At 72.7% G+C, this 25,283-nt stretch carries 23 protein-coding genes; 3 read left to right on the top strand and 20 right to left on the bottom strand.

Translation table 11 applies throughout. The annotated features are described in order from the left end of the window. Positions 1-31: 31 nt before the first annotated feature. Together ACWEK3_RS25505 and ACWEK3_RS25500 are read left to right on the top strand one after the other, a co-directional pair. Positions 32-772, top strand: a complete 741-nt coding sequence (locus ACWEK3_RS25505) for a GntR family transcriptional regulator (protein WP_390727482.1) — start codon at positions 32-34, stop codon at positions 770-772. Between the two features lie 11 nt (positions 773-783). Next, the gene (locus ACWEK3_RS25500) at positions 784-1,257 is read left to right on the top strand and encodes a hypothetical protein (RefSeq protein ID WP_453250663.1); all 474 of its coding nucleotides are present in this window, start codon (positions 784-786) and stop codon (positions 1,255-1,257) included. A 192-nt stretch (positions 1,258-1,449) separates the two neighbouring features. Here ACWEK3_RS25500 and ACWEK3_RS25495 read toward each other — a convergent pair whose 3' ends face one another. The 8 genes from ACWEK3_RS25495 to fmt all read right to left on the bottom strand — a co-directional run bounded on the left by ACWEK3_RS25495 (position 1,450) and on the right by fmt (position 8,703). Further along, positions 1,450-1,902, bottom strand: a complete 453-nt coding sequence (locus ACWEK3_RS25495; protein ID WP_141362818.1) for an Lrp/AsnC family transcriptional regulator — start codon at positions 1,900-1,902, stop codon at positions 1,450-1,452. Positions 1,903-1,934: 32 nt separating this feature from the next. Continuing rightward, entirely contained in the window at positions 1,935-3,377 is a 1,443-nt protein-coding gene (locus ACWEK3_RS25490) for a GuaB1 family IMP dehydrogenase-related protein (RefSeq protein ID WP_365775554.1), read from the bottom strand. Positions 3,378-3,509: 132 nt separating this feature from the next. Then, the gene (locus tag ACWEK3_RS25485) at positions 3,510-3,839 is read right to left on the bottom strand and encodes a barstar family protein (protein WP_453250662.1); all 330 of its coding nucleotides are present in this window, start codon (positions 3,837-3,839) and stop codon (positions 3,510-3,512) included. Beyond that, positions 3,836-4,237: a ribonuclease domain-containing protein gene (locus ACWEK3_RS25480; protein ID WP_361417068.1), complete on the bottom strand. Its 402-nt coding sequence runs from the start codon at positions 4,235-4,237 to the stop codon at positions 3,836-3,838. Before ACWEK3_RS25480 ends, ACWEK3_RS25485 begins: the two co-directional genes overlap by 4 nt. A gap of 37 nt (positions 4,238-4,274) precedes the next feature. Further along, positions 4,275-5,318, bottom strand: a complete 1,044-nt coding sequence (locus ACWEK3_RS25475) for a sugar-binding transcriptional regulator (protein WP_361417065.1) — start codon at positions 5,316-5,318, stop codon at positions 4,275-4,277. Positions 5,319-5,397: 79 nt separating this feature from the next. Continuing rightward, on the bottom strand, positions 5,398-6,084 hold the full coding sequence (gene rpe / locus ACWEK3_RS25470) for a ribulose-phosphate 3-epimerase (protein ID WP_361417062.1): 687 nt from the start codon (positions 6,082-6,084) through the stop codon (positions 5,398-5,400). A 188-nt stretch (positions 6,085-6,272) separates the two neighbouring features. Further along, positions 6,273-7,688, bottom strand: a complete 1,416-nt coding sequence (locus ACWEK3_RS25465) for an RsmB/NOP family class I SAM-dependent RNA methyltransferase (RefSeq protein ID WP_450541562.1) — start codon at positions 7,686-7,688, stop codon at positions 6,273-6,275. 82 nt (positions 7,689-7,770) lie between these two features. Further along, a complete protein-coding gene (fmt, locus tag ACWEK3_RS25460; RefSeq protein WP_450541564.1) occupies positions 7,771-8,703 on the bottom strand; it encodes a methionyl-tRNA formyltransferase in 933 nt (310 codons plus the stop codon). Positions 8,704-9,248: 545 nt separating this feature from the next. Between fmt and ACWEK3_RS25455 the strand changes: the two genes are divergently transcribed. Then, positions 9,249-9,782: a hypothetical protein gene (locus tag ACWEK3_RS25455; RefSeq protein ID WP_450541566.1), complete on the top strand. Its 534-nt coding sequence runs from the start codon at positions 9,249-9,251 to the stop codon at positions 9,780-9,782. Between the two features lie 429 nt (positions 9,783-10,211). On the opposite strand, the gene ACWEK3_RS25450 is transcribed toward ACWEK3_RS25455, so the two are convergent. The 12 genes from ACWEK3_RS25450 to ACWEK3_RS25395 form a co-directional block, all read right to left on the bottom strand. Then, the gene (locus ACWEK3_RS25450; protein WP_453250661.1) at positions 10,212-12,359 is read right to left on the bottom strand and encodes a primosomal protein N'; all 2,148 of its coding nucleotides are present in this window, start codon (positions 12,357-12,359) and stop codon (positions 10,212-10,214) included. A gap of 113 nt (positions 12,360-12,472) precedes the next feature. Then, positions 12,473-13,696 (bottom strand): methionine adenosyltransferase, encoded by a 1,224-nt coding sequence (metK, locus tag ACWEK3_RS25445; protein ID WP_376398834.1) that lies wholly within the window; start codon positions 13,694-13,696, stop codon positions 12,473-12,475. A 243-nt stretch (positions 13,697-13,939) separates the two neighbouring features. Continuing rightward, positions 13,940-15,142: a bifunctional phosphopantothenoylcysteine decarboxylase/phosphopantothenate--cysteine ligase CoaBC gene (gene coaBC, locus ACWEK3_RS25440; protein WP_450542066.1), complete on the bottom strand. Its 1,203-nt coding sequence runs from the start codon at positions 15,140-15,142 to the stop codon at positions 13,940-13,942. Positions 15,143-15,317: 175 nt separating this feature from the next. Continuing rightward, positions 15,318-15,590 carry a DNA-directed RNA polymerase subunit omega gene (rpoZ, locus tag ACWEK3_RS25435; RefSeq protein ID WP_030577387.1) on the bottom strand — a complete coding sequence of 91 codons (273 nt, stop codon included), beginning with the start codon at positions 15,588-15,590 and terminating at the stop codon, positions 15,318-15,320. Between the two features lie 62 nt (positions 15,591-15,652). Then, positions 15,653-16,246 carry a guanylate kinase gene (gene gmk, locus ACWEK3_RS25430; RefSeq protein ID WP_450542064.1) on the bottom strand — a complete coding sequence of 198 codons (594 nt, stop codon included), beginning with the start codon at positions 16,244-16,246 and terminating at the stop codon, positions 15,653-15,655. Between the two features lie 58 nt (positions 16,247-16,304). Then, positions 16,305-16,628: an integration host factor gene (locus ACWEK3_RS25425; protein WP_003977346.1), complete on the bottom strand. Its 324-nt coding sequence runs from the start codon at positions 16,626-16,628 to the stop codon at positions 16,305-16,307. Between the two features lie 288 nt (positions 16,629-16,916). Beyond that, the gene (gene pyrF, locus ACWEK3_RS25420; RefSeq protein WP_450542063.1) at positions 16,917-17,762 is read right to left on the bottom strand and encodes an orotidine-5'-phosphate decarboxylase; all 846 of its coding nucleotides are present in this window, start codon (positions 17,760-17,762) and stop codon (positions 16,917-16,919) included. Continuing rightward, positions 17,759-18,874, bottom strand: a complete 1,116-nt coding sequence (locus tag ACWEK3_RS25415) for a quinone-dependent dihydroorotate dehydrogenase (protein WP_450542061.1) — start codon at positions 18,872-18,874, stop codon at positions 17,759-17,761. Before ACWEK3_RS25415 ends, pyrF begins: the two co-directional genes overlap by 4 nt. 92 nt (positions 18,875-18,966) lie before the next feature. Further along, positions 18,967-22,275 carry a carbamoyl-phosphate synthase large subunit gene (gene carB, locus ACWEK3_RS25410; protein WP_453250660.1) on the bottom strand — a complete coding sequence of 1,103 codons (3,309 nt, stop codon included), beginning with the start codon at positions 22,273-22,275 and terminating at the stop codon, positions 18,967-18,969. After that, complete coding sequence (gene carA / locus ACWEK3_RS25405; protein ID WP_450542058.1) at positions 22,268-23,410, bottom strand: glutamine-hydrolyzing carbamoyl-phosphate synthase small subunit; 1,143 nt, start codon at positions 23,408-23,410, stop codon at positions 22,268-22,270. The genes carB and carA overlap by 8 nt, the downstream gene beginning before the upstream one ends. Further along, on the bottom strand, positions 23,407-24,000 hold the full coding sequence (locus ACWEK3_RS25400; RefSeq protein WP_450542056.1) for a PH-like domain-containing protein: 594 nt from the start codon (positions 23,998-24,000) through the stop codon (positions 23,407-23,409). The genes carA and ACWEK3_RS25400 overlap by 4 nt, the downstream gene beginning before the upstream one ends. Further along, a complete protein-coding gene (locus ACWEK3_RS25395; protein WP_450542054.1) occupies positions 23,997-25,283 on the bottom strand; it encodes a dihydroorotase in 1,287 nt (428 codons plus the stop codon). Before ACWEK3_RS25395 ends, ACWEK3_RS25400 begins: the two co-directional genes overlap by 4 nt.

Here is a 25,283-nt window from a genome sequence, read left to right as displayed (position 1 = left end):
CTGTACACAGCTGTCGACTGAGAGGGGAAGCATGACGGCACGACACGAGGAGATCGCCGACGCCCTGCGGCGGGCCATCGACCGCGAGGAGTACACCGTCGGCAGCCGGCTGCCGACCGAGACGGCCCTGGCCGCCCAGTACGGCGTCGCACGCGGTACGGTCCGCCAGGCCGTCGCGGCCCTCACCGCCGAGGGGCTGATCGGCTCCCGGCAGGGCGCCCGCCGGGTCGTGCTGGCCAGCCGTCGCAGCCAGAGCTTCGCCGAACTGCGCAGCTTCGCCCAGTGGGCCCGCGCCATGGGGCGGGAGGCGACGGGGCACGTGGCGGCCCAGGAGTACCGCCCGGCAACCCAGGAGGACGCCGTCCGGCTGCAACTGGACGAGGGCACACCGGTGTTGCACGTTCTGCGGGTACGCGGACTGGACGGCGAGCCGGTCCTGGTGGAGCGGACCGTGTACGCCGACTGGGTCGCCCCCGCCGTCGAGGCGATCGAGCCCGACTGCGCGTCCGTCACCCAACGGCTCTACGAGGACACCGGCCTGGTCTTCGCCTATGGCGAACACCTCATCGACGCGGTCGCGGCGGGCGCCCAGGACGCCGAACTGCTCGGCATCCGCCGCACGAGCCCGCTGCTGCGGGTCCGCCGGGTGACGACGACGCGTGAGGGGCGCCCCGTGGAGTGGTCGGACGACCGCTACCGTCCGGACGCGGTGAGTTTCAGCGTGCACAATTCGATAGGGAACAACGCCTTGGCACGCAAGACGGCCGGCTGAAGGGGGCCTTCATGGACGCCGCCGGAATCACCTCGCTGCCCTACGTCGACGAGCACACGACCGTCGTAGCGGCGGACACCGACGCCGTGTGGCGCGGGCTCGGCGCCGCGCTGGAGGAATCGTTCCGCGGTCCCGGTGCGGCCCGCTACGCCCGCCTGGTCGGGTGCGCCGACCGCGCGGCGCCAGGACCGCGCCCCTTCGCGGAGGGCTCGGCTCTCCCCGGGTTCCGGGTGGTCGCCGCCGACCCGGGCCGGGAACTGGTGCTCACCGGACGCCATCGCTTCTCGTCGTACGCGCTGACGTTCCGCCTCGAACCGGCCGGCCCCGGGCGTTCGCGGCTGCGCGCCGAGACCCGGGCCGCCTTCCCCGGCCCGGCCGGCGGCCTCTACCGGCGGCTGGTGATCGCCACGGGCGGGCACGCGATGGGCATGCGGCGCCTGCTGTCGGCGATCGACCGCAGGTCGACGACGCGCTGCCGCCCTTGATCTAGTGCTGCGACCGGAAAGGTTCACCGGCTCGCGACGCCCGGCACGGCACTCCCCCAGCCTTCGGCCGGGGGTACCCCCACGCCGCGTTGTCGCATCACCCGAGTACATCCAGTACGCGGGCGATACTCCGCCTTGCGATGCACCGCACCGGACGCCGCGAGCCTTCCGGAAACCTTTCCGGTCACAGCACTAGCCCGGCGCGCCGGAGGAGAAGCGGCGCAGCAGGGGCGAGAGCACCAGCACGGACTTCGTCCGTTCCACGAACGGCTCGCCGGCGATCCGCTCCAGGACCCGCTCGAAGTGCCGCATGTCGGCGGCGAAGACCTGGACGATCGCGTCCGCCTCACCGGTGACGGTGGAGGCGGACACGACCTCCTGGTAGCGCTCCAGGCCGCGCTGGATGGTCTCCGGCGAGGTGTGGCGCCGGCAGTAGATCTCGACGAACCCCTCGGTCTCCCAGCCGAGCGCGGCCGGATCCACCCGCACGGTGAAACCGGTGATGGCCCCGGTGGCGCGCAACCGGTCCACGCGCCGCTTCACTGCGGGCGCGGACAGGCCGACCAGTTGCCCGATGTCCGCGTAGGAGCGGCGGGCGTCCTCGGCGAGGGCGTGCACGATGCGTTCGTCGAGATCGTTCAGCACTGTGGGTGGATCTTTTCTCGGGACTCGGCGGCTCAGTTCCAGCTGGCGTGCAGCGGCTTGCCCTCGGCGTAGCCCGCCGCGCTCTGGATGCCGACGATGGCCTTGTCGGCGAACTCCTCCAGGGAGCCGGCCCCGGCGTAGGTGCACGAGGAACGGACGCCCGCGATGATCGAGTCGATCAGGTCCTCGACGCCCGGCATGGCCGGGTCGAGGAACATCCGGGAGGTGGAGATGCCCTCCTCGAACAGCGCCTTGCGGGCGCGGTCGTACGCCGACTCCTCGGAGGTGCGGTTGCGCACCGCGCGCGCGGAGGCCATGCCGAACGACTCCTTGTAGGGGCGGCCGTTGGCGTCGTGCTGGAGGTCGCCGGGCGACTCGTAGGTGCCGGCGAACCAGGAGCCGACCATCACGTTGGACGCTCCGGCCGCGAGCGCCATCGCCACGTCGCGCGGGTGGCGGACACCGCCGTCGGCCCACACGTGCTTGCCGTACTTCCTCGCCTCGGCCGCGCACTCCAGGACCGCGGAGAACTGCGGGCGGCCCACGCCGGTCATCATGCGGGTGGTGCACATGGCGCCCGGACCCACACCGACCTTGACGATGTCGGCGCCCGCCTCGATCAGGTCCCTGACGCCCTCGGCGGAGACGATGTTGCCGGCGACGACCGGCACCCGCGGGTCGAGGTCGCGCACCAGCTTGACGGCGCTGATCATCGACTCCTGGTGGCCGTGCGCGGTGTCGATGACGAGAGTATCGACGCCCGCGTCGAGCAGCTGCTCGGCCTTGCCGGCCACGTCGCCGTTGATGCCCACGGCGGCGGCGATGCGCAGCTTGCCCCGGGCGTCGGTGGCCGGGGTGTACAGCGTGGCGCGCAGGGCGCCCTTGCGGGTGAGGATGCCGGCGAGCCTGCCGTCCTCGTCCACGGCGGGCGCGTAGCGGCGGTTGGCCCCGTCCAGGGTGTTGAACGCCTCGCGCGGGTCGATGTCCGCGTCCAGCAGGAGCAGGTCCTTGCTCATGACCACTTCGAGCTGGGTGAAGCGGTCGACACCGGTCAGGTCCCGGTCGGTGACCACGCCGACCGGCCGGTGCTGCTCGTCGACGACCACGCCGGCGTTGTGCGCGCGCTTGGGCAGCAGGGCCAGGGCGTCGGCGACGGTCTGGTGCGGGGCCAGCACGATCGGGGTGTCCAGGACCAGGTGGCGGCTCTTGACCCAGGAGATCACGTCGGTGACGACGTCGATCGGGATGTCCTGCGGGATGACCACCAGTCCGCCGCGGCGGGCCACGGTCTCGGCCATGCGGCGCCCGGCGATCGCGGTCATGTTGGCGACGACGAGCGGAATGGTGGTGCCCGTGCCGTCCGGTGAGCTGAGGTCCACGCCCTGACGGGAACCGACCGCGCTGCGGCTCGGCACCATGAAGACGTCGTCGTACGTCAGGTCGTACGCGGGCTGGATGTCATTGAGGAAACGCACGTGCCGCACATCCCAGTCGATCAGAGGTGACCCCCGGACAGGTCCGTCAGGGGGAAAGAGCACGTACTTCATTCTCCCATGGCGCGGGCCGTGCCATGCCCGGACGGAACGTCCAGGCCGGCCGCCCGCCCCCTAGGAGGAACCTCCAAGCGCGAGGGCGACGTCCAGCGCCGGCCGCCCGCCCGCCGAGGCGGCGAAGACCTCCTCGGCGATCTCCCACTCCTCCGGCCTGGCCTGCGCGTACGCCTGCCAGCCCCGTACCACGATCAGCATCCCGCGCTCCACGGCCTCCGCGGGCCAGAGGGTCTCGTCGCCGAGGCTGTCGGCCAGCGCGTCCCAGTTCCGTCCGAACCAGCCGGGCAGTGCGAGGGCGCGGGCGGCGCGGTCCATCAGTCCCGCCTTGTCCATGACACCGTCGAGGTCCAGCGTGACCACGACCCGGCCCGCCAGGTCTTCGCTCATCTCAGCACCGCCCGGAACGTGTTGTAGTGATCATCGGTGTAGTAGAACTCCCCGCCCTGGCCGGTGACGATGCGCCTGGCCCCGCGGTCGCGCGACCCCGGGGTCCGCACCGTGTACTCGTGGTAGTAGCCGCGCGGCTCCTTGGGCAGCCGCCCCTCGAAGTTGCCGAACACGGTGTTGTCCTGCCGGTACGGGTAGGGGCCGCCCTTGTCGACGAGGTCCAGGGTCTGCCGGGCCTCGGCCGGCAGCCGGGACTGGCTGATCGTGGCCATTCCGCGGGCCCACGACGGGGCGGAGGGGTCGGAGCCGGTCTGCCCGGAGGGCGAGCAGCCCGTCAGAAGGACGGCGAGCGTGACGAGGAGCCCCGCGAGCACACGGGGGACGAACCGCAGCAGCATGCCGTCGATGCTCCCACGGCCGTCCCGCGCGCACTCGTCAGGGGCCGTCCGGGTCCGCCCTGTTGAGAGCGGGCCTGGGGGTGGGTCCCGCCGTCATCAGGTAGTCCGCGGCCGAGGTGTCCGTGACCAGGCTGGTGACCAGCCCGGACCGCAGCACCGCGTCGATCGCCGCCGCCTTGCGCTGCCCGCCCGCGATCGCGACGACCTCGGGGATACGGCGCAGCTGGTCGGCCTTGACCGTGATGCACCGCTCCCCCAGGTCCCGTCCGATCCGGCGGCCCTCGGCGTCGAAGAGGTGCGCGGCCATCTCGGCGGAGACACCGAGCGAGGCGTAGTGGGCCCGCTCCTCGTCGCTGAGCATGTCGTGCACCGTCGAGATGCCCGGCTCCCAGGAACCGATGGACACACAGGCGACCGTGACCTTGTCGAAGTACTCGAAGGCGCGCGCGATCCCGGTCTGGTGCCGCAGCGCCGCCGCGGTGGCCGCGTCCGGCAGCAGCATCGGCGCGTAGATGGGGTGGGCGTCGCCGCCCGAGACCTGGGCGGCGCGGCGCACGGCCTCCACCGAACCGCGCTCGGAGGTCCCTGCGTCGTACACCCCCGTCAGCTGCACCACCGTGCACGGCGGCAGCCGGTTCAGCGCCGCGGCCATGTGGATGGTGGAACGGCCCCAGGCCAGACCCAGCACGTCTCCCTCGTCGACGAGCTCGCCGAGCAGATCGGCGGCTACTTCGCCGAGGTTCTCGGGGTCGGGCGTCTCCTCTGCCTCGGCCGGGGACTCGACCACGACGGCGTGCCTGAGGCCGTAGCGGGCGCGGAGCGCGTCGGAGCGCTCGGCGTCCAGCTCGGCCGGCACGCGGATCTCGATGCGCACGAGATCCCGTTCGAGAGCGGTTTCCAGGACCCGGGCCACCTTGAAGCGGCTGACGCCGAACTCCTCGGCGATCTGGATCTTCGATTTGCCCTCGAGGTAGAAACGGCGGGCCATGGCCGCCGCCTGCACCAGCTCAGCGGGTCCCATCCGCATGGCTGACCGGCCCGCCGACATACCCGACACGGCGATCTCCTCACTGCTGTTCACATTCTGGATTCACCGTTCATCCTTGCAGATCCGGCGCGCTTGATCAGCCCTGATAAGGAGCCGTTCACGTAGCCGTTGTTCAGTGGCCGCACGCCCAGGACGCCTTGGTGGTGGCCGATTCCGCCTGACCGCGCAGGGCACGCACCGCTTCGGCGGGGTCTTCCGCACCGTAGACCGCCGAGCCGGCGACGAACACGTCCGCGCCCGCCTCCGCGCACCGCTCGATCGTCGAGGCCGACACTCCGCCGTCGACCTGGAGCCACAGCTGGAGGCCGTGCTTGCCGATCAGCTCCCGGGTGCGGCGGATCTTGGGCAGCATGATGTCCAGGAAGGCCTGGCCGCCGAAGCCCGGCTCCACTGTCATGATCAGGAGCATGTCGAGCTCGGGGAGCAGGTCCTCGTACGGCTCGATGGGGGTGGCGGGCTTGAGGGCCATCGAGGCCCGGGCGCCCTTGGCGCGGATCTCGCGGGCCAGCCGGACGGGGGCGGCGGCAGCCTCGACGTGGAAGGTCACGGAGGAGGCACCCGCCTCGACGTACTGCGGCGCCCAGCGGTCGGGCTGCTCGATCATCAGGTGGCAGTCCAGCGGGGTGTCCGTCGCCCGGGCCAGGGACTCCACGACGGGCACGCCGAGCGTGAGGTTCGGGACGAAGTGGTTGTCCATGACGTCGACGTGGAGCCAGTCGGCCCCTTCGACCGCCTTCGCCTCTTCGGCGAGGCGCGCGAAGTCGGCGGACAGGATGCTGGGGTTGATCTGCACGGCCATGACCCAAGCGTGCCATGCCCGGGCCCGCCGGCTCCCCCCGGTACCCGGCTGGGCGCCAGGATGCCGGCGATCATGAGGCACGGGCGCGGGCGGGGCCGCCGTACGTGGGTGCGGCCGGGGGCGGACCCGCCGGCCCGCTCCACGGACGCTTCGCGAGGTGGCGCGGGCCGGACCCGCGAGGGGGCCGGTCAGCCGGTGCGACGGATCAGGGCCAGGTACATCGCGTCGGTCCCGTGCAGATGCGGCCACAGTTGTACGTCGGGACCGTCGCCGAGGGCCCCGACTCCCGGCAGCAGCGGGCGGGCGTCGATCAGTTCGGCCTCGGGGAACTGCTTGAGCACGTCGGTGACCACGGCTCGGGTCTCGGCGAGGTGCGGAGAGCAGGTCGCGTAGCCGACCACGCCGCCGACGCGCACCGACTCCAGGGCCGTGCGCAGCAGCCCGCGCTGGAGCGGGGCGAAGCCGTCCAGGTCCTCCGGGCGGCGCCGCCACCGCGCTTCGGGGCGCCTGCGCAGGGCACCGAGCCCGGTGCAGGGGACATCGACGAGGACACGGTCGAAACTGCCCGGCCGCCAGGCGGGGCGCGTGCCGTCGGCGGCGATCACCTGGTACGGGCCGGGATTGCCGGCCAGCGCCTTCGCCACCAGACCGGCCCGGTGGGGCTGCTTCTCGGAGGCGAGCAGGACGGCTCCGCGCTCGGCCGCGAGCGCGGCCAGCAGGGCCGCCTTGCCGCCGGGGCCCGCGCATCCGTCGAGCCACTTCCCGTCGGGGCCGTCGAGGGGCGCGTTCGCCAGGGCGAGCGCGACGAGCTGGCTGCCCTCGTCCTGCACGCCGGCCCGGCCCTCCCGTACGGCGTCCACGGCGCCCGGTTCGCCGCCCTCGGTCAGCCGCACGGCGTACGGCGACCAGCGGCCCGGCACCGCGGCCTCCTCGCGCAGCAGTTCCTCGGTGCCGGCCCGTCCGGGCCGGGCGACCAGGGTCACCTCCGGCCGTTCGTTGTCGGCCTCCAGCAGGTCCTCGATGCCGGCGCGTCCGCCGCCGAGGGAGTCCCACAGGGCGGAGACGACCCAGCGGGGGTGGGAGTGGACGACGGCGAGGTGGTCCTCGGGGTCCTCGTCGTAGGGCGGGGCGACCTTCTCCAGCCATCCGTCGAGGTCGTGCTGCGCGACCTTGCGCAGCACGGCGTTGACGAACTTCGCCCGCCCGTCGCCGAGGACGACCCGGGCGAGCTCGACGGTGGCGGACACGGCGGCATGAGTCGGGATGCGCGTCCCGAGGAGCTGGTGGGCGCCGAGGGTCAGCACGTCCAGGACGGGCGGGTCGACCTCCCGCAGCGGGCGGTCGACGCAGTCCGCGAGGATCGCGTCGTACGTTCCCTGGCGGCGCAGCGTGCCGTACACCAGCTCGGTGGCCAGCGCGGCGTCCCGGCCGTCGAAGTCGCCCTTCTCGCGTGCCTTGCGCAGCAGCGGGGGCAGGACCAGGTTGGCGTAGGCGTCCCGCTCGTCCACGGCGCGCAGCGCCTCGAAGGCGAGGATGCGGACGGGGTCCTTCTGGGGTCGGCGGTAGGGCTTGGCGGGCCTGCGGGGCCGACGGGAGTCGCTCACGGAAAAGGTGCTCCGGTTGTCTGGGTGCGCCGCGCTCGGACACGCGGTGCACCCAGCCTACGTCCCGGTACGGGCCGCCCGGTCAGCCGCCGAGCGTCTCGCCCTCGGCGATGCGCACCCCGCGCGCCCAGTCCGCCGCCCGCATCGGCTTCTTGCCCTGCGCCTGCACCCACAGCAGCTCGACGGCGTACGAACCGGTGCCGACGTGGACGTCGTTCTTGCCGACGGCGAGCGCGCCCGGGGCGAGGTCGGTGCGCTGCGGCGCCGGGGCGGCCTGGATCAGCTTGAGCCGCTCGCCGCGGAACGTGGTCCAGGCGCCGGGCGCCGGTGTGCAGCCGCGTACCACGCGGTCCACGCGCAGGGCGGGCGCCGTCCAGTCGACCTTGGCGTCCTCGACGGTGATCTTGGGGGCGAGGGTGACGCCCTCGGCCGGCTGCGGCACGGCCTCGAGGGTGCCGTCCTCGATGCCGTCCATCGTCGCGGCGAGCAGTCCGGCCCCGGCGAGGGCGAGCCGGGTGAGCAGGTCGCCGCTGGTGTCGGTGGGCCGGATCCGCTCGGTGACGGTGCCGTAGACCGGGCCGGAGTCGAGTCCTTCCTCGATGAGGAAGGTGGACGCGCCGGTGATCTCGTCCCCGGCCATGAGGGCATGCTGCGCGGGGGCGGCGCCGCGCCAGGCGGGCAGCAGGGAGAAGTGCAGGTTGACCCAGCCGCGGGCGGGGATGTCGAGGGCCGCCCTGGGCAGCAGGGCACCGTAGGCGACGACCGGGCAGCAGTCCGGGGCGATCTCCTTCAGCCGCTCCAGGAACTCCGGGTCCCGCGGCTTCAGGGGCTTGAGCACCTCGATCCCGGCCTCCTCCGCCCGCTCGGCGACCGGGCTCGCGACCAGCCTGCGCCCGCGCCCCGCCGGCGCGTCGGGCCGGGTGACGACGGCGGCCACCTCGTGCCGCCCGGAGGCGAGCAGGGCGTCCAGAGCGGGAACGGCGACCTCGGGGGTACCGGCGAAGACGAGCTTCATGGGGTGGCTTGGGCCTCTCGGGCGGGTTGGACGGCGGGCAGCGCACCAGTCTATGACCACGGACGGAAGGCCGCGGCTGACGGGCGGGGCGGCGGGTGACGGACCCGGCGGCAGATGACCGGGGCGGGTGGCGGGCCACGGGGCCAGGCGGCGGGCGGCGGGCGGCGGGCGGCGGCCCACGGAGCGGGCAGCGGACGACAGACCAGGCGACGGACCACAGAGCCGAGCCGCAGACGACCAGGCCAGGCGGCAGGCGGCGGACCGCAGAGCCGAGCCGCAGACGACCGGGCCAGGCAGCGGACGACAGGTCGAACGGGCGACCACGGAGCCGGGCAGCAGGTGACGGGGCCGGGCGGCGGATGACGGGGGGAGGCCGTCGGACGGCTGTGCAGCGCGCCCCCGGCGCGCCGGGGGCGTACGAATGTTTCCCTACGCCCCCATACCGTGACCCGTGGAGGGCAAGCGCGTTGGTCAAGGAAGAGTTGACCACAGCGGGCCGCCTGCTCGGCCCGATTCCTTTCAACGCCGGTTCGAGAGGCTTGTTCATGGCCGACCACGCAACCCACGACGCCCAGGCCCGGGCGAGCCTGCACTTGCTGGTGCGGGACATCGAGCGGGTCCGCCGGCAGGTGGACGCGCTGCGCACGCTCACCGCCCAGCTGGGCAACGTCTACCGCCCACGCCGCTCCGGCCCCTCCACGGGCTTCGTCGTCTACGGACGCGCCCCAGCCCCGACCGTCCGTCTCGCGCAGGAGTTGCGGGACAGCGTCGAGACCCTGGTCACGGCCGCCGTGGACTTCGACCGCTCGCTCGGCTTCTCGTGGGACGCCGTCGGCTCGGCCCTCGGCGTCACCAAGCAGGCGGTCCACCGGCGTTACGGCGCCCGCCGTGCGGCGGCCCAGGCGGCCACCGAGACCGAGCGGACCCCGGAGCCGGCGGGCAGCCGTACGGTCAACGTCGGCACCGGCATCGCCACGGTCCCCGCGGCCCGCTCCATGCCGACCCAGCCGATGTCCGGCAGCCCGGTCCTGCGCGACGAGCCCCGCCCCACCGCCTTCCCCAGCCCCCGCAACGGCTGACGACCCCTTCCCGTGTCCCCTCCCGGCGGGCATCCGGGAGGGTTCTGACACCCCCGCCGACCGGGCCTCGACGACGCCCGTCGGCCCGCCTCTCACGCGGTCCCGGGCGCAGCCGGACACCATGCGGCCCGCTCACCCGCCCCCGCCCGACAGCCGCCGCGCACCCCGGCGAGGCCCGTGCCGGTACGACGTGAAACGGCCTCCGCCGCCGCGCCGAGCCCTCGGGCGCACCTCCAGGCACACCGGCCCCACAGCCCCAACCGCCCGACCTGACCGGCGATCCGTCCACCGCGGGGCACCGACTCACCCGCGCCGCACGGAGACTCGGACCGCTGCGCGCCCGCGTCCCGGCCGGGACGCGCGCCTCCGGTGAACGGCACTACAGGCGGCCGGAGTTCGCAGCCCCCTCACCACGCGGGCGTCGCCGAGTCAGCCGATGTCCGGTGGGTCGACGCGTACCCACACCGGGTCGTGGTTTCCGCGGGCCATACGGGCCGCCTGGGCGGACTTCAGGGCGGAGGCCAGCGCCGCCCCGCTGCCGGGCGGGACGCGGATCAGGGCCCGGGTCCAGTGCTCACCGGGCGGGGGCGCACCGGAGCGGCGGGGGCGGCCCGGAGGCGTGACCGGCAACGGGACAGGGCCCAACACCTCCGCCTCCCGCGGCAGTTCGACGGTGGGGAGGAAGTCCGAGACCGCCTCCTCCGGACCCGACACGGCCGCCATCCGGGACACCGGCGGGAACCCGAGCTCGGCGCGTTCGGACAGCTCCCGCAGGGCGTGACCGACGGGGTCCCAGCGCACCAGCGCCTGCACGGGCCGCAGGGTCGGCTCGGCGACGACGACCACGGTGCCGCCCGCCGGCTGCGGCCGGACGAGCGCGGCCGCGGCGATCCAGCGCCGCAGCGCGTCCTCGCCGGCGCGCAGATCGGGGCGCCCGAGCATGGCCCAGCCGTCCAGGAGCAGGGCCGCCGCGTACCCGCCCTCGGCGACCGGCTCCGCGCCCGGGGTGCTCACCACCAGCGCGGGTGTCCCCGGCACCGTGTCCAGCACGTGCTCGCGTCCCGAGGTCCGCACGGGTACGGACGGGAACGCCCGGCCCAGTTCCTCGGCGGTCCGCCGGGCCCCGACGACCTGGGCCCGCAGCCGGAACGAGCCGCACTCCGGGCAGTGCCAGGCCGACTCCTCCCGCCCGCACCAGCCACAGGCTAGCGCCCCCGCGTCCTGCCCCTGGAGGGGTCCCGAGCAGTGCCGGCACCGCGCGGGCGCCCGGCACTGCGCGCAGGCCATCCGCGGTACGTAGCCCCGGCGGGGCACCTGCACCAGCACGGGCCCGTGCCGCAGTCCCTCCCTGGCCGCCTGCCAGGCCAGCGAGGGCAGCCGGGCCGCCCGCGCGGCCTCGTCCCGGGCGAGTTCGGCGTCGCCCACCGTGCGCACGAGCGGAGCCGCCCGCCGCACCTGCTCCCTCGCGGCGACGAGCGGCCGGGCCCAGCCGCTCTCGACGAGCTGTGCCCCCTCCACCGTGCAGCTCCAACCGCCCAGCAGGAAACCGCACTTGTCCTGCGCGGCGCGCAGCAGCAGCACCTCGCGGGCATGCGGCTGCGGCGCGTGCTGCTCGCTGTGGCTGTCGTCCCCGTCGTCCCACAGCGCGACCAGCCCGAGATCCCGCACCGGCGCGAACATGGCGGCCCGGGTGCCGACGACGGCCCGTACGGACCCCCGGCGCACGGCGAGCCACTGCCGGTACCGCTTCTCGGGCCCCGCGTCGGCGGTGAGCAGCGCGTGCCGTCCCTCGCCGAGGAGGGCCGTCAGCGCGGCGTCCACCCGGGCGGCGGCCCGCCCGTCCGGTACGACGACGAGCGCACCGCGTCCCGAGGCGAGCGCGGCGGCGACGGCGCGGGCCAGTTCCTCGCTCCACTCGGGCCCGGGCAGCGCGTTCCACACGGCACGCGGCGAGCCGCCCGCGGCCAGGGCCTGCACGAACGCGGCCCCCCGCTCGTAGCGGGCCCAGGAGCCCGCGTCGGGTACGGGCGGCGGCGGCAGCGGTGCGGGCGAGGGCCGTTCCTCGGCGCGGGCCCTGCGCGGCGGCACGGCGAGTTGGAGTACGTCGGCGACGCTGCCCGCGTACCGGTCGGCGACGGCCCGTGCCAGGCCGAGCAGCTCCTCGCTGAGCACGGGCTCGGGCGACACGACCTGGGCGAGCGCGGCGAGCGGTCCCGCGTAGTCGGACTCGGCCCGGCGCTCTATCAGGTACCCGTCGATGAGCCCGCCGCCCTCGCGCCGTCCCTCGCGCACCCGGTGCCGTCCGGCTCCGAACCGCACGCGCACCCGCACCCCGGGCCGCGCGTCGGCATCCAGTTCGGCGGGCACGGCGTAGTCGAAGTAACGGTCGAGGTGCAGTGCGCCCTTGTCGACCAGTACGCGCGCCACGGGCAGTTCCCCGGCGAGCGCGGCACCGCGCCAGGTGCGCGGCTTGGCCCGCGGCTCCTTCGCCTTGCGCACGCTCTCCCGGATGAGCGCAAGCTGTTCCGGCGGCGCCCCCTCGGCCCCGCCGTCCCCCGTCCCGTTCTCGCTGCTCACGCTTGCATTCTTACCAAACGGGACCGACAACCGACGGCGAGCGAGGCCCGGACCCTCATGGGGTCCGGGCCTCGCTCAGGTCTCGCGGCGGACGGGGTCCTGCGGCCCCGGTCCTACAGCCCCGCCGCCTCGCGCAGCGCGTCCACGCGGTCGGTGCGCTCCCAGGTGAAGTCGGGCAGCTCGCGGCCGAAGTGGCCGTAGGCGGCGGTCTGGGCGTAGATCGGGCGAAGCAGGTCGAGGTCGCGGATGATGGCGGCCGGACGCAGGTCGAAGACCTGGTCGATCGCCTTCTCGATCTTCTCGGGCTCCACCTTGTGGGTGCCGAAGGTCTCCACGAACAGGCCCACCGGCTCGGCCTTGCCGATCGCGTAGGCGACCTGGACCTCGCAGCGGGAGGCCAGGCCCGCCGCCACCACGTTCTTGGCGACCCAGCGCATCGCGTACGCGGCCGAGCGGTCCACCTTGGACGGGTCCTTGCCGGAGAAGGCGCCACCGCCGTGGCGGGCCATACCGCCGTAGGTGTCGATGATGATCTTGCGACCGGTCAGTCCGGCGTCGCCCATCGGGCCGCCGATCTCGAACCGGCCGGTGGGGTTGACCAGCAGCCGGTAGCCCTCGGTGTCCAGCTTGATGCCGTCGTCCAGCAGCGCCTTCAGCTCCGGCTCGACGACGAACTCGCGGATGTCGGGCGCCAGCAGCGAGTCCAGGTCGATGTCGGAGGCGTGCTGCGAGGAGACGACCACGGTGTCCAGGCGGACCGCCTTGTCGCCGTCGTACTCGATGGTGACCTGGGTCTTTCCGTCCGGGCGCAGGTAGGGGATCGTGCCGTTCTTGCGCACGTCCGACAGGCGCTTGGACAGCCGGTGCGCCAGGAAGATCGGCAGCGGCATCAGCGTCGGGGTCTCGTCGGAGGCGTAGCCGAACATCAGGCCCTGGTCGCCCGCGCCCTGCCGGTCCAGCTCGTCGAAGTCGTCGCCCTCGGCTCCGCCCTCGACCCGCGACTCGTACGCCGTGTCCACGCCCTGTGCGATGTCCGGGGACTGCGCGCCGATCGAGACGGACACGCCGCAGGAGGCGCCGTCGAAGCCCTTCTTGGAGGAGTCGTAGCCGATCTCGAGGATCTTGTCTCGGACCAGGGTCGCGATGTCCGCGTAGGTCTTGGTCGTGACCTCACCGGCCACGTGCACCAGGCCGGTGGTGATCAGTGTCTCCACGGCGACCCGGGAGGTCGGGTCCTCGCGCAGAAGCGCGTCGAGAATGGTGTCGCTGATCTGGTCAGCGATCTTGTCGGGGTGACCCTCGGTCACGGACTCCGAGGTGAAGAGGCGACGGGACACAACGCTCCCTGGGGTTGCAGCGGCTGCTGGCTGATCATTGGCGGACGGGCACGGGGCTGCGCCCGGCGTCGTCCGAGAACAGTTTATCGGTCGCGCTCGGCCACCGGCCCACCTGTCTCGCCTCTCGGGAGCGCTGTGACCTGCGGCACGGGCATTCTGCCCAAGCCCGGCGACCTTGACCAGAGTCGCCACGCGCCGGGCTTCGACGTTCGAGGGGGCCGGCCGGGCGGGGGCAGGGGGCGCTCAGCCCAGCCGGGCGGCCACCAGGTCCCACACGGTGTCGGCCAGCGCCTCCTTCGGACCGTGCGGCACGGGGGTCTCGCCGCCGTCGGCGGCCAGCACCACGGCCTCGTTCTCCTCCGCGCCGAAGGTCCTGCGCTCCCCCACCTCGTTGACCACGAGCAGGTCGCAGCCCTTGCGCGCGAGCTTCTTGCGCCCGTTGGCGAGGACGTCGTCGGTCTCGGCGGCGAAGCCCACGATCACCTGTCCGGGCCGCGCCCGTTCGGCTGATATCTCCGCGAGGATGTCCGGATTGCGTACCAGCGCGATGGGCGCGGGGTCCTCGCCGTCCTTCTTCTTGATCTTGCCGGCCGCGTAGGCCGCGGGGCGGAAGTCGGCGACCGCTGCGGCCATGACCACCGCGTCGGCGTCCGCGGCGGCCTTCAGCACCGCCTCCCGCAACTGCACGGCCGTGCCGACCCGGACCAGGTCCACGCCCGCCGGGTCCGGCAGGGCGGTGTTGGCGGCGACGAGCGTGACCCGGGCCCCGCGGGCCGCCGCCGTCCGCGCGAGGGCGTAGCCCTGCTTGCCGGAGGAACGGTTGCCGAGGAAACGGACGGGGTCGAGGGGCTCGCGGGTGCCGCCGGCGCTGACGACGACGTGCCGCCCGGCGAGGTCGGGCTCGGTCGCGCCCCGCGCGAGCACTCGGCGGCAGACCTCGAAGATCTCCGCCGGGTCGGGCAGCCGGCCCTTTCCGGTGTCGACGCCGGTCAGCCGGCCGACCGCCGGTTCGACGACGACGGCGCCGCGGCGGCGCAGCGTCGCCACGTTGTCCTGGGTGGCCGGGTGCTCCCACATCTCGGTGTGCATCGCGGGGGCGAAGACCACTGGGCAGCGGGCGGTGAGCAGGGTGTTGGTCAGCAGGTCGTCGGCGAGGCCGTGGGCGGCCCTGGCGAGCATGTCGGCGGTGGCGGGGGCGACGACCACCAGGTCGGCCTGCTGCCCGATGCGGACGTGCGGGACCTCGTGGACGTCGTCCCAGACCTCGGTGGAGACGGGGTGGCCGGACAGGGCGGACCAGGTCGCGGCGCCGACGAAGTGCAGCGCGGAGGCGGTCGGCACCACACGCACGTCGTGACCCGACTCGGTCAGCCTGCGCAGCAGCTCGCACGCCTTGTAGGCGGCGATGCCGCCACCGACCCCCAGAACGACCTTGGGCTTGCTCACCGGGCCTCCCCGCACTCGACAACCGGCACGCCGCGGCTCGTCGGCGTACGCGTCCATGCTGCATCATCGCGGGATCGGCTCCCGCACCCCCCGAGCACACCACAGGCCCGGCAGTCGCGCTGCCGGGCCTGTGGAAAAACCTACTGCGATCCGCAGATATGAAGAACCGCAGAAATTACTGACCCGGGCCCTCGATGGCCTCGGACGTCAGCAGACCCGCGTTGATCTCGCGCAGGGCGATGGAGAGCGGCTTCTCGTGGACGTGGGTGTCGACGAGCGGACCGACGTACTCGAGGAGGCCCTCGCCGAGCTGCGAGTAGTACGCGTTGATCTGGCGGGCCCGCTTGGCCGCGTAGATCACGAGGCTGTACTTCGAGTCGGTGGCCTCGAGGAGCTCGTCGATCGGCGGGTTGATGATGCCCTCGGGCGCGGAGATGGAAGAGGACACGCTCTACCTTCCGATGGATGGGAAAGAATCAGTCGGTGCGACCGTCACGGTCACTGTCACGATCACACAACGTCCATCAAGGCTAGCAGCTCGCGAGCCACGTCCTTGACGGAGGTGTTGACCAGGGTCTCGTCGAACTCCGGCTCGGCCGCGAGTTCGACCTTCGCCGCCTCCAGCCGCCGTTCGATGACCTCGGGCGGCTCGGTCCCCCGCCCGGTGAGCCTGCGCACGAGCTCCTCCCAGGAGGGAGGAGCCAGGAACACCAGCCGCCCCTCGGCCATGGACTCGCGGACCTGCCGGGCGCCCTGGAGGTCGATCTCCAGCAGCACCGGCACACCCGACTCCAGGTGCTCCAGCACGGCGGCGCGCGGCGTGCCGTAGCGGTTGCCCGCGAACTCGGCCCACTCCAGCAGCTCGCCGTTGGCGATCATCTTGTCCATCTCCTCGTCGGTGACGAAGAAGTAGTGGACGCCGTGCTGCTCACCGGGGCGGGGCTTGCGGGTCGTCGCGGACACCGACAGCCAGACCTCGGGGTGTTCCTTGCGCATATGGGCGACGACCGTGCTCTTGCCGACCCCTGAGGGGCCGGAGAGCACGGTCAGCCGCGGACGTGCGTCCGGGGGTACGGGGGTCGCGCCCCGGGGTGTTACAGCCATGCGCCGATTATTCCAGCAATCGCACGGTGCCCGGGACTCCGGCCCCAAGCCCCCGGATTCAGGAGCCGGTGCTGCCGAACTCGCGCTCCAGGGAGGCGATCTGGTTGGACCCGAGGCCGCGCACGCGACGGCTCTCGGAGATGCCGAGCCGCTCCATGATCTGCTTGGCGCGGACCTTGCCCACGCCCGGCAGGGACTCAAGAAGGGCGGAGACCTTCATCTTGCCGATGACGTCGTTCTCCTGGCCCTGCTTGATGACCTCGTGCAGGGAGGCGCCGGAGTGCTTGAGTCGATTCTTGACCTCGGCCCGCTCCCGGCGAGCCGCGGCGGCCTTTTCGAGCGCGGCTGCGCGCTGTTCAGGGGTTAGGGGCGGAAGAGCCACGCCTACGTCACCTCGGATGTCGAACTGTCGGATACGGACCGGTGAGGAACCTAGTCGCCCCACACCTGGGGAGCTGCGAGCAACACGCTTGCCCGTTCTCCCCCACTACCTGGAGGGCGTGGGAGGCGCCCCCACTCGACGGAGACTAGCGGTCCCGTCCGCCAGAGTCAGCGAGAACAGCGGAAAAGTCCTGGTCAGCCTCCGCCAGGCCGGGCATTTAGGACATAATGCCCTGGATTTGAGGATGTATCCAGACTCAGGCGGGCCCCGGGCCGCCCTCCCGGTGACTCAGCCGCCGGTCACCGCGGTCCTGATCTCCTCCGCGAAGCGCTCCGCGGCGCCGCGCAGCGCCCCCACCTCGGGACCGTGACGCAGAACACCCCGGCTGACGCTCGGGACCACGTTGCGCACCGCGGAGCCGAACACCCGCGGAAGGTCGGCCGGCGTCGCTCCCTGCGCACCGATCCCCGGCGCGAGCAGCGGCCCGCCCATGTCCAGGTCGTACGACGACAGGTCGCCCAGCGTGGCCCCCACCACCGCGCCGAAGGAGCCGAGCGGGGCCTGCCCCGCGTTCTCCTCGGCGAGGTGCGCGAGCACGGTCGCGGCGACGGAGCGGCCGTCGGGCCGCACGGCGTGCTGGACCTCGGCGCCCTCCGGGTTGGAGGTCAGGGCCAGCACGAACAGGCCCGCGCCGCTCTCCCGCGCCAGGTCGACCGCGGGCCTCAGCGACCCGTAGCCGAGGTACGGCGAGACGGTGAGCGCGTCCGAGAACAGCGGCGCGTCCTTGCGCAGGAACGACTCGGCGTAGGCGGCCATGGTCGAGCCGATGTCGCCGCGCTTGGCGTCCATGACGACCAGCGCACCGGCCGCCCTGGCCTCCTCGACCGACTTCTCCAGGACGGCGAGGCCGCGCGAGCCGAAACGCTCGTAGAAGGCGCTCTGCGGCTTCAGGGCGGCCACCCGGTCGGCCAGCGCCTCCACCACGGTGCGGCTGAACCGCTCCAGACCGGCCACGTCGTCGTTCAGGCCCCACTCGGCGAGCAGCGAGGCGTGCGGGTCGATGCCGACGCACAGCGGGCCGCGCTCGTCCATGGCACGGCGCAGACGCGCGCCGAAGTTTTCCATCGGGCTCATGCCGTCTCCCCTGCCTTCCTTACGTCGGCGCCGACCGCGTCGGCGAGGGTGGCGTACGGGCTGGTCCGCAGGCGTGCGGCAAGCCCCTTGTGGATCGCGCGGCTCCAGAAGGGCCCCTGGTAGACGAAGGCGCTGTAGCCCTGGACCAGGGTGGCGCCGGCCAGGATGCGCCGCCAGGCGTCCTCGGCGTTCTCGATGCCGCCGACGCCGACCAGGGTGATGCGGTCGCCCACGCGCGCGTAGAGGCGGCGCAGCACCTCCAGGGAGCGCGCCTTCAGCGGCGCGCCCGAGAGCCCGCCGGTCTCCTTCACCAGCGAGGACGCGGACGTCAGCCCGAGTCCCTCGCGCGCGATGGTGGTGTTGGTGGCGATGATCCCGTCCAGGCCCAGTTCCACGGCGAGGTCGGCGACGGCGTCGACGTCCTCGTCGGCGAGGTCCGGCGCGATCTTCACCAGCAGCGGCACCCGGCGCCCCGGCACGACCCGGTCGGCGGCCTCGCGCACGGCGGCAAGGAGCGGGCGCAGCGCCTCGGTGGCCTGGAGGTCGCGCAGTCCGGGTGTGTTCGGTGACGAGACGTTGACGACCAGGTAGTCGGCGTACGGGGCCAGCCGCTCGGCGGACTTCACGTAGTCGCCGACGGCCTCCTCCTCCGGGACGACCTTGGTCTTGCCGATGTTGACGCCCACGACGGTCCTGAACACGGGCGTGCGCGAGGCCAGGCGCGCCGCGACGGCGAGCGAGCCCTCGTTGTTGAAGCCCATGCGGTTGATCAGCGCGCGGTCCGCGACCAGCCGGAAGAGCCGCTTCCTGGGGTTGCCGGGCTGCGGCTCCCCCGTGACCGTGCCGATCTCGACGTGGTCGAAGCCGAGCATCGACATCCCGTCGATCGCCACGGCGTTCTTGTCGAAGCCGGCGGCGAGCCCGAAGGGGCCGTGCATCCGCAGCCCGAGGGCCTCGGTGCGCAGTTCCCTGTGGCGGGGGGCGAGCACGGCGGCCGCGAAGGTGCGCAGCACCGGGACACGGGCGGCGAGCCGGATCCAGCGGAAGGCCAGGTGGTGCGCCTGTTCCGGGTCCATCCGCTGGAAGAACAGACGGAAGAAGAGCTTGTACATCACTGAGTCCTCGGGTGTCCTCGGGGCCTCATGGGTCCCCATGGGTCCTCGTGCGAAGGGGGACACCGTTTCCGGTGTCCCCCTCGGGGCCGCTAGTCGCGGGTCGCGGTCAGGAATCCCGCGTGTTCCTGGAGGGAACGGACACCCACCTCGCCGCGGTGGAGGGCGTCGATGCCCTGGACCGCCGCGGCCAGCGCCTGGACCGTCGTCAGGCACGGCACGGAGCGCGCCACGGCCGCGGTACGGATCTCGTAGCCGTCCAGGCGGCCGCCGGTGCCGTACGGGGTGTTGACGATGAGGTCGACCTCGCCGTCGTGGATGAGCTGGACGATGGTCCGCTCGCCGTTCGACCCGGCGCCCTGGGACTGCTTGCGCACGACCGTGGCGTTGATGCCGTTGCGCTTGAGCACCTCGGCCGTGCCGGAGGTGGCGAGCAGTTCGAAGCCGTGGGCGACCAGCTCACGGGCCGGGAAGATCATCGACCGCTTGTCCCGGTTGGCGACCGAGATGAAGGCTCGGCCCTTGGTCGGCAGCGGACCGTAGGCCGCCGACTGCGACTTGGCGTACGCGGTGCCGAAGACGGAGTCGATGCCCATGACCTCGCCGGTGGAGCGCATCTCGGGGCCGAGGACCGTGTCCACACCGCGTCCGGAGGTGTCCCGGAAGCGGCTCCAGGGCAGCACGGCCTCCTTGACGGAGATCGGCGCGTCCAGCGGCAGCGTGCCGCCGTCGCCGTTCTTCGGCAGCAGCCCCTCCTCGCGCAGTTCGGCGATGGTCGCGCCCAGCGAGATGCGGGCGGCGGCCTTGGCGAGCGGCACGGCGGTCGCCTTGGAGGTGAAGGGGACCGTACGGGAGGCGCGCGGGTTGGCCTCGAGGACGTAGAGGATGTCGCCGGACAGCGCGAACTGGATGTTGATCAGGCCGCGCACCCCGACACCGCGCGCGATGGCCTCGGTGGAGGCTCGCAGCCGCTTGATGTCGAACCCGCCGAGCGTGATCGGCGGCAGCGCGCACGCCGAGTCGCCGGAGTGGATGCCGGCCTCCTCGATGTGCTCCATGACGCCGCCCAGGTACAGCTCCCCGCCGTCGTAGAGGGCGTCGACGTCGATCTCTATGGCGTCGTCGAGGAACCGGTCGACGAGCACCGGGCGGGAGGGGCTGATCTCCGTCGACTCGGCGATGTACGCCTCAAGGCGCGCCTCGTCGTACACGATCTCCATGCCGCGGCCGCCCAGGACGTAGGACGGGCGGACCAGGACCGGGTAGCCGATCTCGTCGGCGATCGTCTTGGCCCGGGCGAAGGTGGTCGCGGTGCCGTGCTTGGGGGCCGGCAGGCCCGCCTCGGCCAGCACCTGGCCGAAGGCGCCCCGGTCCTCGGCCGCGTGGATCGCCTCGGGCGGGGTGCCGACGATCGGCACGCCGTTGTCCTTCAGGGCCTGTGCCAGGCCCAGTGGGGTCTGGCCGCCGAGCTGGACGACGACACCGGCGATGGGGCCGGCCTGCCGCTCCGCGTGGACGATCTCCAGGACGTCCTCCAGGGTCAGCGGCTCGAAGTAGAGCCGGTCGGAGGTGTCGTAGTCGGTGGAGACGGTCTCCGGGTTGCAGTTGACCATCACGGTCTCGTACCCGGCGTCGTGCAGCGCGAAGGAGGCGTGCACGCAGGAGTAGTCGAACTCGATGCCCTGGCCGATGCGGTTGGGGCCGGAGCCCAGGATGATCACCGCGGGCCTCTCGCGCGGGGCGACCTCGTTCTCCTCGTCGTAGGAGGAGTAGAAGTACGGCGTCCGCGCGGCGAACTCGGCGGCGCAGGTGTCGACCGTCTTGTAGACCGGGCGGATGCCGAGCGCGTGCCGCACCTCGCGGACCACGTCCTCGCGCAGGCCCCGGATCTCGCCGATCTGCTGGTCGGAGAAGCCGTGCCGCTTGGCCTCGGCGAGGAGTTCGGCGGTGAGCTCGGGCGCGTCGGCCAGCTCGTCGGCGATCTCCTTGATCAGGAACAGCTGGTCGACGAACCACGGGTCGATCTTCGTGGCGTCGAAGACCTCCTCGGCCGTGGCGCCCGCGCGGATGGCCTGCATCACCGCGTTGATCCGGCCGTCGGTCGGGCGGACGGCCTCGCGCAGCCGTTCGTGCCGGTCGCCGGGGTCGCCGACGAACGTGAACCGGCTGCCCTTCTTCTCCAGCGAGCGCAGGGCCTTCTGGAGGGCCTCGGTGAAGTTGCGGCCGATGGCCATGGCCTCGCCGACCGACTTCATGGTGGTGGTCAGCGTGGAGTCGGCCTGCGGGAACTTCTCGAAGGCGAACCGGGGCGCCTTGACGACCACGTAGTCGAGGGTCGGCTCGAAGGAGGCCGGGGTCTCCCGCGTGATGTCGTTGGGGATCTCGTCGAGGGTGTAGCCGACGGCGAGCTTGGCGGCGATCTTGGCGATGGGGAAGCCGGTCGCCTTGGAGGCGAGCGCGGAGGAGCGCGACACACGCGGGTTCATCTCGATGACGATGACCCGGCCGTCCTCGGGGTTCACCGCGAACTGGATGTTGCAGCCGCCGGTGTCGACGCCGACCTCGCGGATGACGGCGATGCCGATGTCCCGCAGGATCTGGTACTCGCGGTCGGTGAGCGTCATCGCCGGGGCGACCGTGATGGAGTCGCCGGTGTGCACGCCCATCGGGTCGAAGTTCTCGATGGAGCAGACGACCACGACGTTGTCGTGCTTGTCGCGCATCAGCTCCAGCTCGTACTCCTTCCAGCCGAGGATGGACTCCTCCAGGAGCACCTCGGTGGTCGGCGAGAGAGTCAGGCCCTGTCCGGCGATGCGGCGCAGTTCCTCCTCGTCGTGCGCGAAGCCGGAGCCGGCGCCGCCCATGGTGAAGGAGGGGCGGACCACGACCGGGTAGCCGCCGAGCTCGTCGACGCCGGCCAGGACCTCGTCCATGGTGTGGCAGATCACGGAGCGGGCGGACTCGCCGTGCCCGGTCTTGCGCCGGACGGCCTCCACGACCTCCTTGAACTGGTCGCGGTCCTCGCCCTTGTGGATGGCCTCGACGTTGGCGCCGATCAGCTCGACGCCGAACTTCTCCAGGACGCCGTTCTGGTGCAGCGAGATGGCGGTGTTGAGCGCGGTCTGGCCACCCAGGGTGGGCAGCAGGGCGTCGGGGCGCTCCTTGGCGATGATCTTCTCGACGAATTCCGGGGTGATCGGCTCGACGTAGGTGGCGTCGGCGATCTCCGGATCGGTCATGATCGTCGCGGGGTTGGAGTTGACGAGGACGACCCGGAGGCCCTCGGCCTTCAGGACGCGGCACGCCTGGGTGCCGGAGTAGTCGAACTCGGCGGCCTGGCCGATGACGATCGGGCCGGAGCCGATGACCAGGACGGACTGGATATCGGTGCGCTTAGGCACGCTGGCCCTCCATCAGGGAGACGAAGCGGTCGAACAGGTAGGCGGCGTCGTGGGGTCCCGCGGCCGCTTCGGGGTGGTACTGGACGCTGAAGGCCGGCTTGTCGAGCAGTTGGAGGCCTTCCACCACGTTGTCATTGAGGCAGACGTGGGAGACCTCGACACGGCCGAAGGGGGTGTCGGAGACACCGTCGGTGGGGGCCTCGACGGCGAAGCCGTGGTTGTGCGCGGTGACCTCGACCTTGCCGGTCGTACGGTCCTGCACCGGCTGGTTGATGCCGCGGTGGCCGTACTTCAGCTTGTAGGTGCCGAAGCCCAGCGCGCGGCCGAGGATCTGGTTGCCGAAGCAGATGCCGAACAGCGGCGTGCCGCGCTCCAGGACGCCTTGCATGACGGAGACGGCGTGGTCGGCGGTGGCCGGGTCGCCGGGGCCGTTGGAGAAGAACACGCCGTCGGGCTCGACCGCGTACACGTCCTCGACGGTGGCGGTGGCGGGCAGCACGTGCACCTCGATGCCGCGTTCGGCCATGCGGTGCGGGGTCATGCCCTTGATGCCGAGGTCGACCGCGGCGACGGTGAACTTCTTGTCGCCGATCGCGGGGACCACGTACGCCTCCTCGGTGGCCACCTCGGCGGACAGGTCCGCGCCCTCCATCCGGGGCGACTCGAGGACCCGGGCCAGCAGCTTGGCGTCGTCCTGGACGGCCGGGCCGCTGAAGACGCCGACGCGCATGGCGCCGCGCTCGCGCAGGTGGCGGGTGAGGGCGCGGGTGTCGATGCCGCTGATGCCGACGACGCCCTGCGCGGCGAGCTCCTCGTCCAGGGTGCGCTGGGCACGCCAGTTGGAGGGCCGGCGCGCGGGGTCGCGCACGACGTAGCCGGAGACCCAGATCCGCTTCGACTCGGGGTCCTCGTCGTTGACGCCGGTGTTGCCGACGTGCGGGGCGGTCATGACGACGACCTGGCGGTGGTACGACGGGTCGGTGAGCGTCTCCTGGTAGCCGGTCATCCCGGTGGAGAACACGGCCTCGCCGAACGTCTCCCCCACGGCCCCGTAGGCACGGCCGCGGAAGATCCGGCCGTCCTCCAGGACGAGTACGGCGGGAACCCTCGAGGTTCCCCTGGTGGAGGTGGTCATCGTTCGGCGCCTTCCGTGCTGTTCTTCGCGATCATGGAGTTGAGGGCCTCGACCCATTCGGTGTGCTCGGCCGCCCGGTCGGAGCGGAACCCGGAGTCGATCAGGCGATCGCCGTGCTCCCAGGTCACGACGAGCAGCCCGCCCTCGGTGAGCACCTTGCCGGCGATGCCCTTGTCGAGCCGGGCCCCGCGCAGCCGCTCGGCCGGGACGAAGAAGTCGCTCGCTCCGGGGCGCACCACGTCCAGGCCCGCGCCGGTCAGGGTCAGCTCGGCGCGGCTGCGGGTGCCCAGGCCGCGCGCCACGATGCGGTCCAGCCACTGTCCGGCGGTGGTGGATCCGTGGTAGCGGCCGGTCATCGTCAGTTTCGCCGGACCGGGCTCCTCGGGCGTGCTCGGCAGCTCGGGCAGGTCGCCCTGGAGGGTGGCGCGCCACTTCCAGCCCTCGCGCATCAGCCAGTAGACGAGGGCGATGAACAGGACGAGGCCGATCAGCCAGCCGATACGGGCGGCCCAGTCGGTGACCTCGGCCGATTTCCCTTCCGTGGCGATTTCGGTCGCGAGCCCGGCTGCGAGCAGAGGTGCAGGTGTCACGTGAGCTTCCCGTCGACGAGCGTGGCCTTGCCCCGGAGCCACGTGTGGGTGACACGGCCCGGCAGCTCACGTCCCTCGTACGGGGTGTTCCTGCTGCGCGAGGCGAAGCCCGCGGGGTCCACCTGCCCACGGTATGCCGTGTCGACCAGCGTGAGGTTGGCGGGCTCACCTGCCGAGACGGGGCGGCCGTGGCCGGCGGCCCGCCCGATCCGGGCCGGCGCGAAGGACATGCGGTCGGCGATGCCCGCCCAGTCCAGCAGGCCGGTGTCGACCATGGTCTCCTGGAGCACCGACAGGGCGGTCTCCAGGCCGACCATGCCCATGGCGGCCGCGGCCCACTCGCAGTCCTTGTCCTCGTGCGGGTGCGGGGCGTGGTCGGTGGCGACGATGTCGATCGTGCCGTCGGCGAGCGCCTCGCGCAGGGCGTGCACGTCCCGCTCGGTGCGCAGCGGCGGGTTGACCTTGTAGACCGGGTTGTAGGTGCGCACCAGCTCGTCGGTGAGGAGCAGGTGATGCGGGGTGACCTCGGCGGTGACCTGGATACCGCGGGACTTGGCCCAGCGGACGATCTCGACGCTGCCCGCGGTCGACAGGTGGCAGATGTGGACGCGCGAGCCGACGTGCTCGGCGAGCAGGACGTCGCGGGCGATGACCGACTCCTCGGCGACGGCCGGCCAGCCGCCCAGGCCCAGTTCGGCGGAGACGACGCCCTCGTTCATCTGGGCGCCCTCGGTCAGCCGCGGCTCCTGGGCGTGCTGGGCGACGACGCCGCCGAAGGCCTTCACGTACTCCAGCGCCCGGCGCATGATCACCGCGTCGTCGACGCACTTGCCGTCGTCGGAGAAGACGGTGACCCCGGCGGCCGACTCGTGCATGGCGCCGAGTTCGGCGAGCTTCCTGCCCTCCAGGCCGACCGTGACGGCGCCGATGGGCTGCACGTCGCAGTAGCCGTGCTCCCGGCCCAGACGCCAGACCTGCTCGACGACGCCGGCGGTGTCGGCCACGGGGAACGTGTTGGCCATGGCGAACACGGCGGTGTAGCCGCCGGAGGCGGCCGCGCGGGTGCCGGTCAGGACGGTCTCGGAGTCCTCCCGGCCCGGCTCGCGCAGATGGGTGTGCAGGTCGACCAGGCCCGGCAGCAGCACCTTGCCGTCGGCCTCGACGATCTCCGCGCCCTCGTCGGACAGCCCGGTGCCGACCGCCTCGACGGCCTCGCCGTCGATCAGGACGTCCTGCGGCGCGCCGCCGAGCACCCTGGCACCACGGATCAGGATCTTGCTCAT

The organism is Streptomyces sp. NPDC004721, from assembly GCF_053601495.1.
Note: the sequence above shows the minus strand (reverse complement) of the source record. Positions and strands in the feature narration are given on the sequence as shown.

Excerpts from the sequence above, each read along its gene's own strand:
- pyrF (WP_450542063.1), bottom strand. The coding sequence starts at position 17,762 with ATGAGCCCGATGGAAAACTTCGGCGCGCGTCTGCGCCGTGCCATGGAC.
- carA (WP_450542058.1), bottom strand. The coding sequence starts at position 23,410 with ATGACCACCTCCACCAGGGGAACCTCGAGGGTTCCCGCCGTACTCGTC.
- ACWEK3_RS25480 (WP_361417068.1), bottom strand. The coding sequence starts at position 4,237 with ATGCTGCTGCGGTTCGTCCCCCGTGTGCTCGCGGGGCTCCTCGTCACG.
- ACWEK3_RS25485 (WP_453250662.1), bottom strand. The coding sequence starts at position 3,839 with ATGAGCGAAGACCTGGCGGGCCGGGTCGTGGTCACGCTGGACCTCGAC.
- ACWEK3_RS25455 (WP_450541566.1), top strand. The coding sequence starts at position 9,249 with ATGGCCGACCACGCAACCCACGACGCCCAGGCCCGGGCGAGCCTGCAC.
- rpe (WP_361417062.1), bottom strand. The coding sequence starts at position 6,084 with ATGGCCGTGCAGATCAACCCCAGCATCCTGTCCGCCGACTTCGCGCGC.
- gmk (WP_450542064.1), bottom strand. The coding sequence starts at position 16,246 with ATGGCTGTAACACCCCGGGGCGCGACCCCCGTACCCCCGGACGCACGT.
- ACWEK3_RS25500 (WP_453250663.1), top strand. The coding sequence starts at position 784 with ATGGACGCCGCCGGAATCACCTCGCTGCCCTACGTCGACGAGCACACG.
- fmt (WP_450541564.1), bottom strand. The coding sequence starts at position 8,703 with ATGAAGCTCGTCTTCGCCGGTACCCCCGAGGTCGCCGTTCCCGCTCTG.
- ACWEK3_RS25415 (WP_450542061.1), bottom strand. The coding sequence starts at position 18,874 with ATGTACAAGCTCTTCTTCCGTCTGTTCTTCCAGCGGATGGACCCGGAA.
- ACWEK3_RS25395 (WP_450542054.1), bottom strand. The coding sequence starts at position 25,283 with ATGAGCAAGATCCTGATCCGTGGTGCCAGGGTGCTCGGCGGCGCGCCG.
- ACWEK3_RS25505 (WP_390727482.1), top strand. The coding sequence starts at position 32 with ATGACGGCACGACACGAGGAGATCGCCGACGCCCTGCGGCGGGCCATC.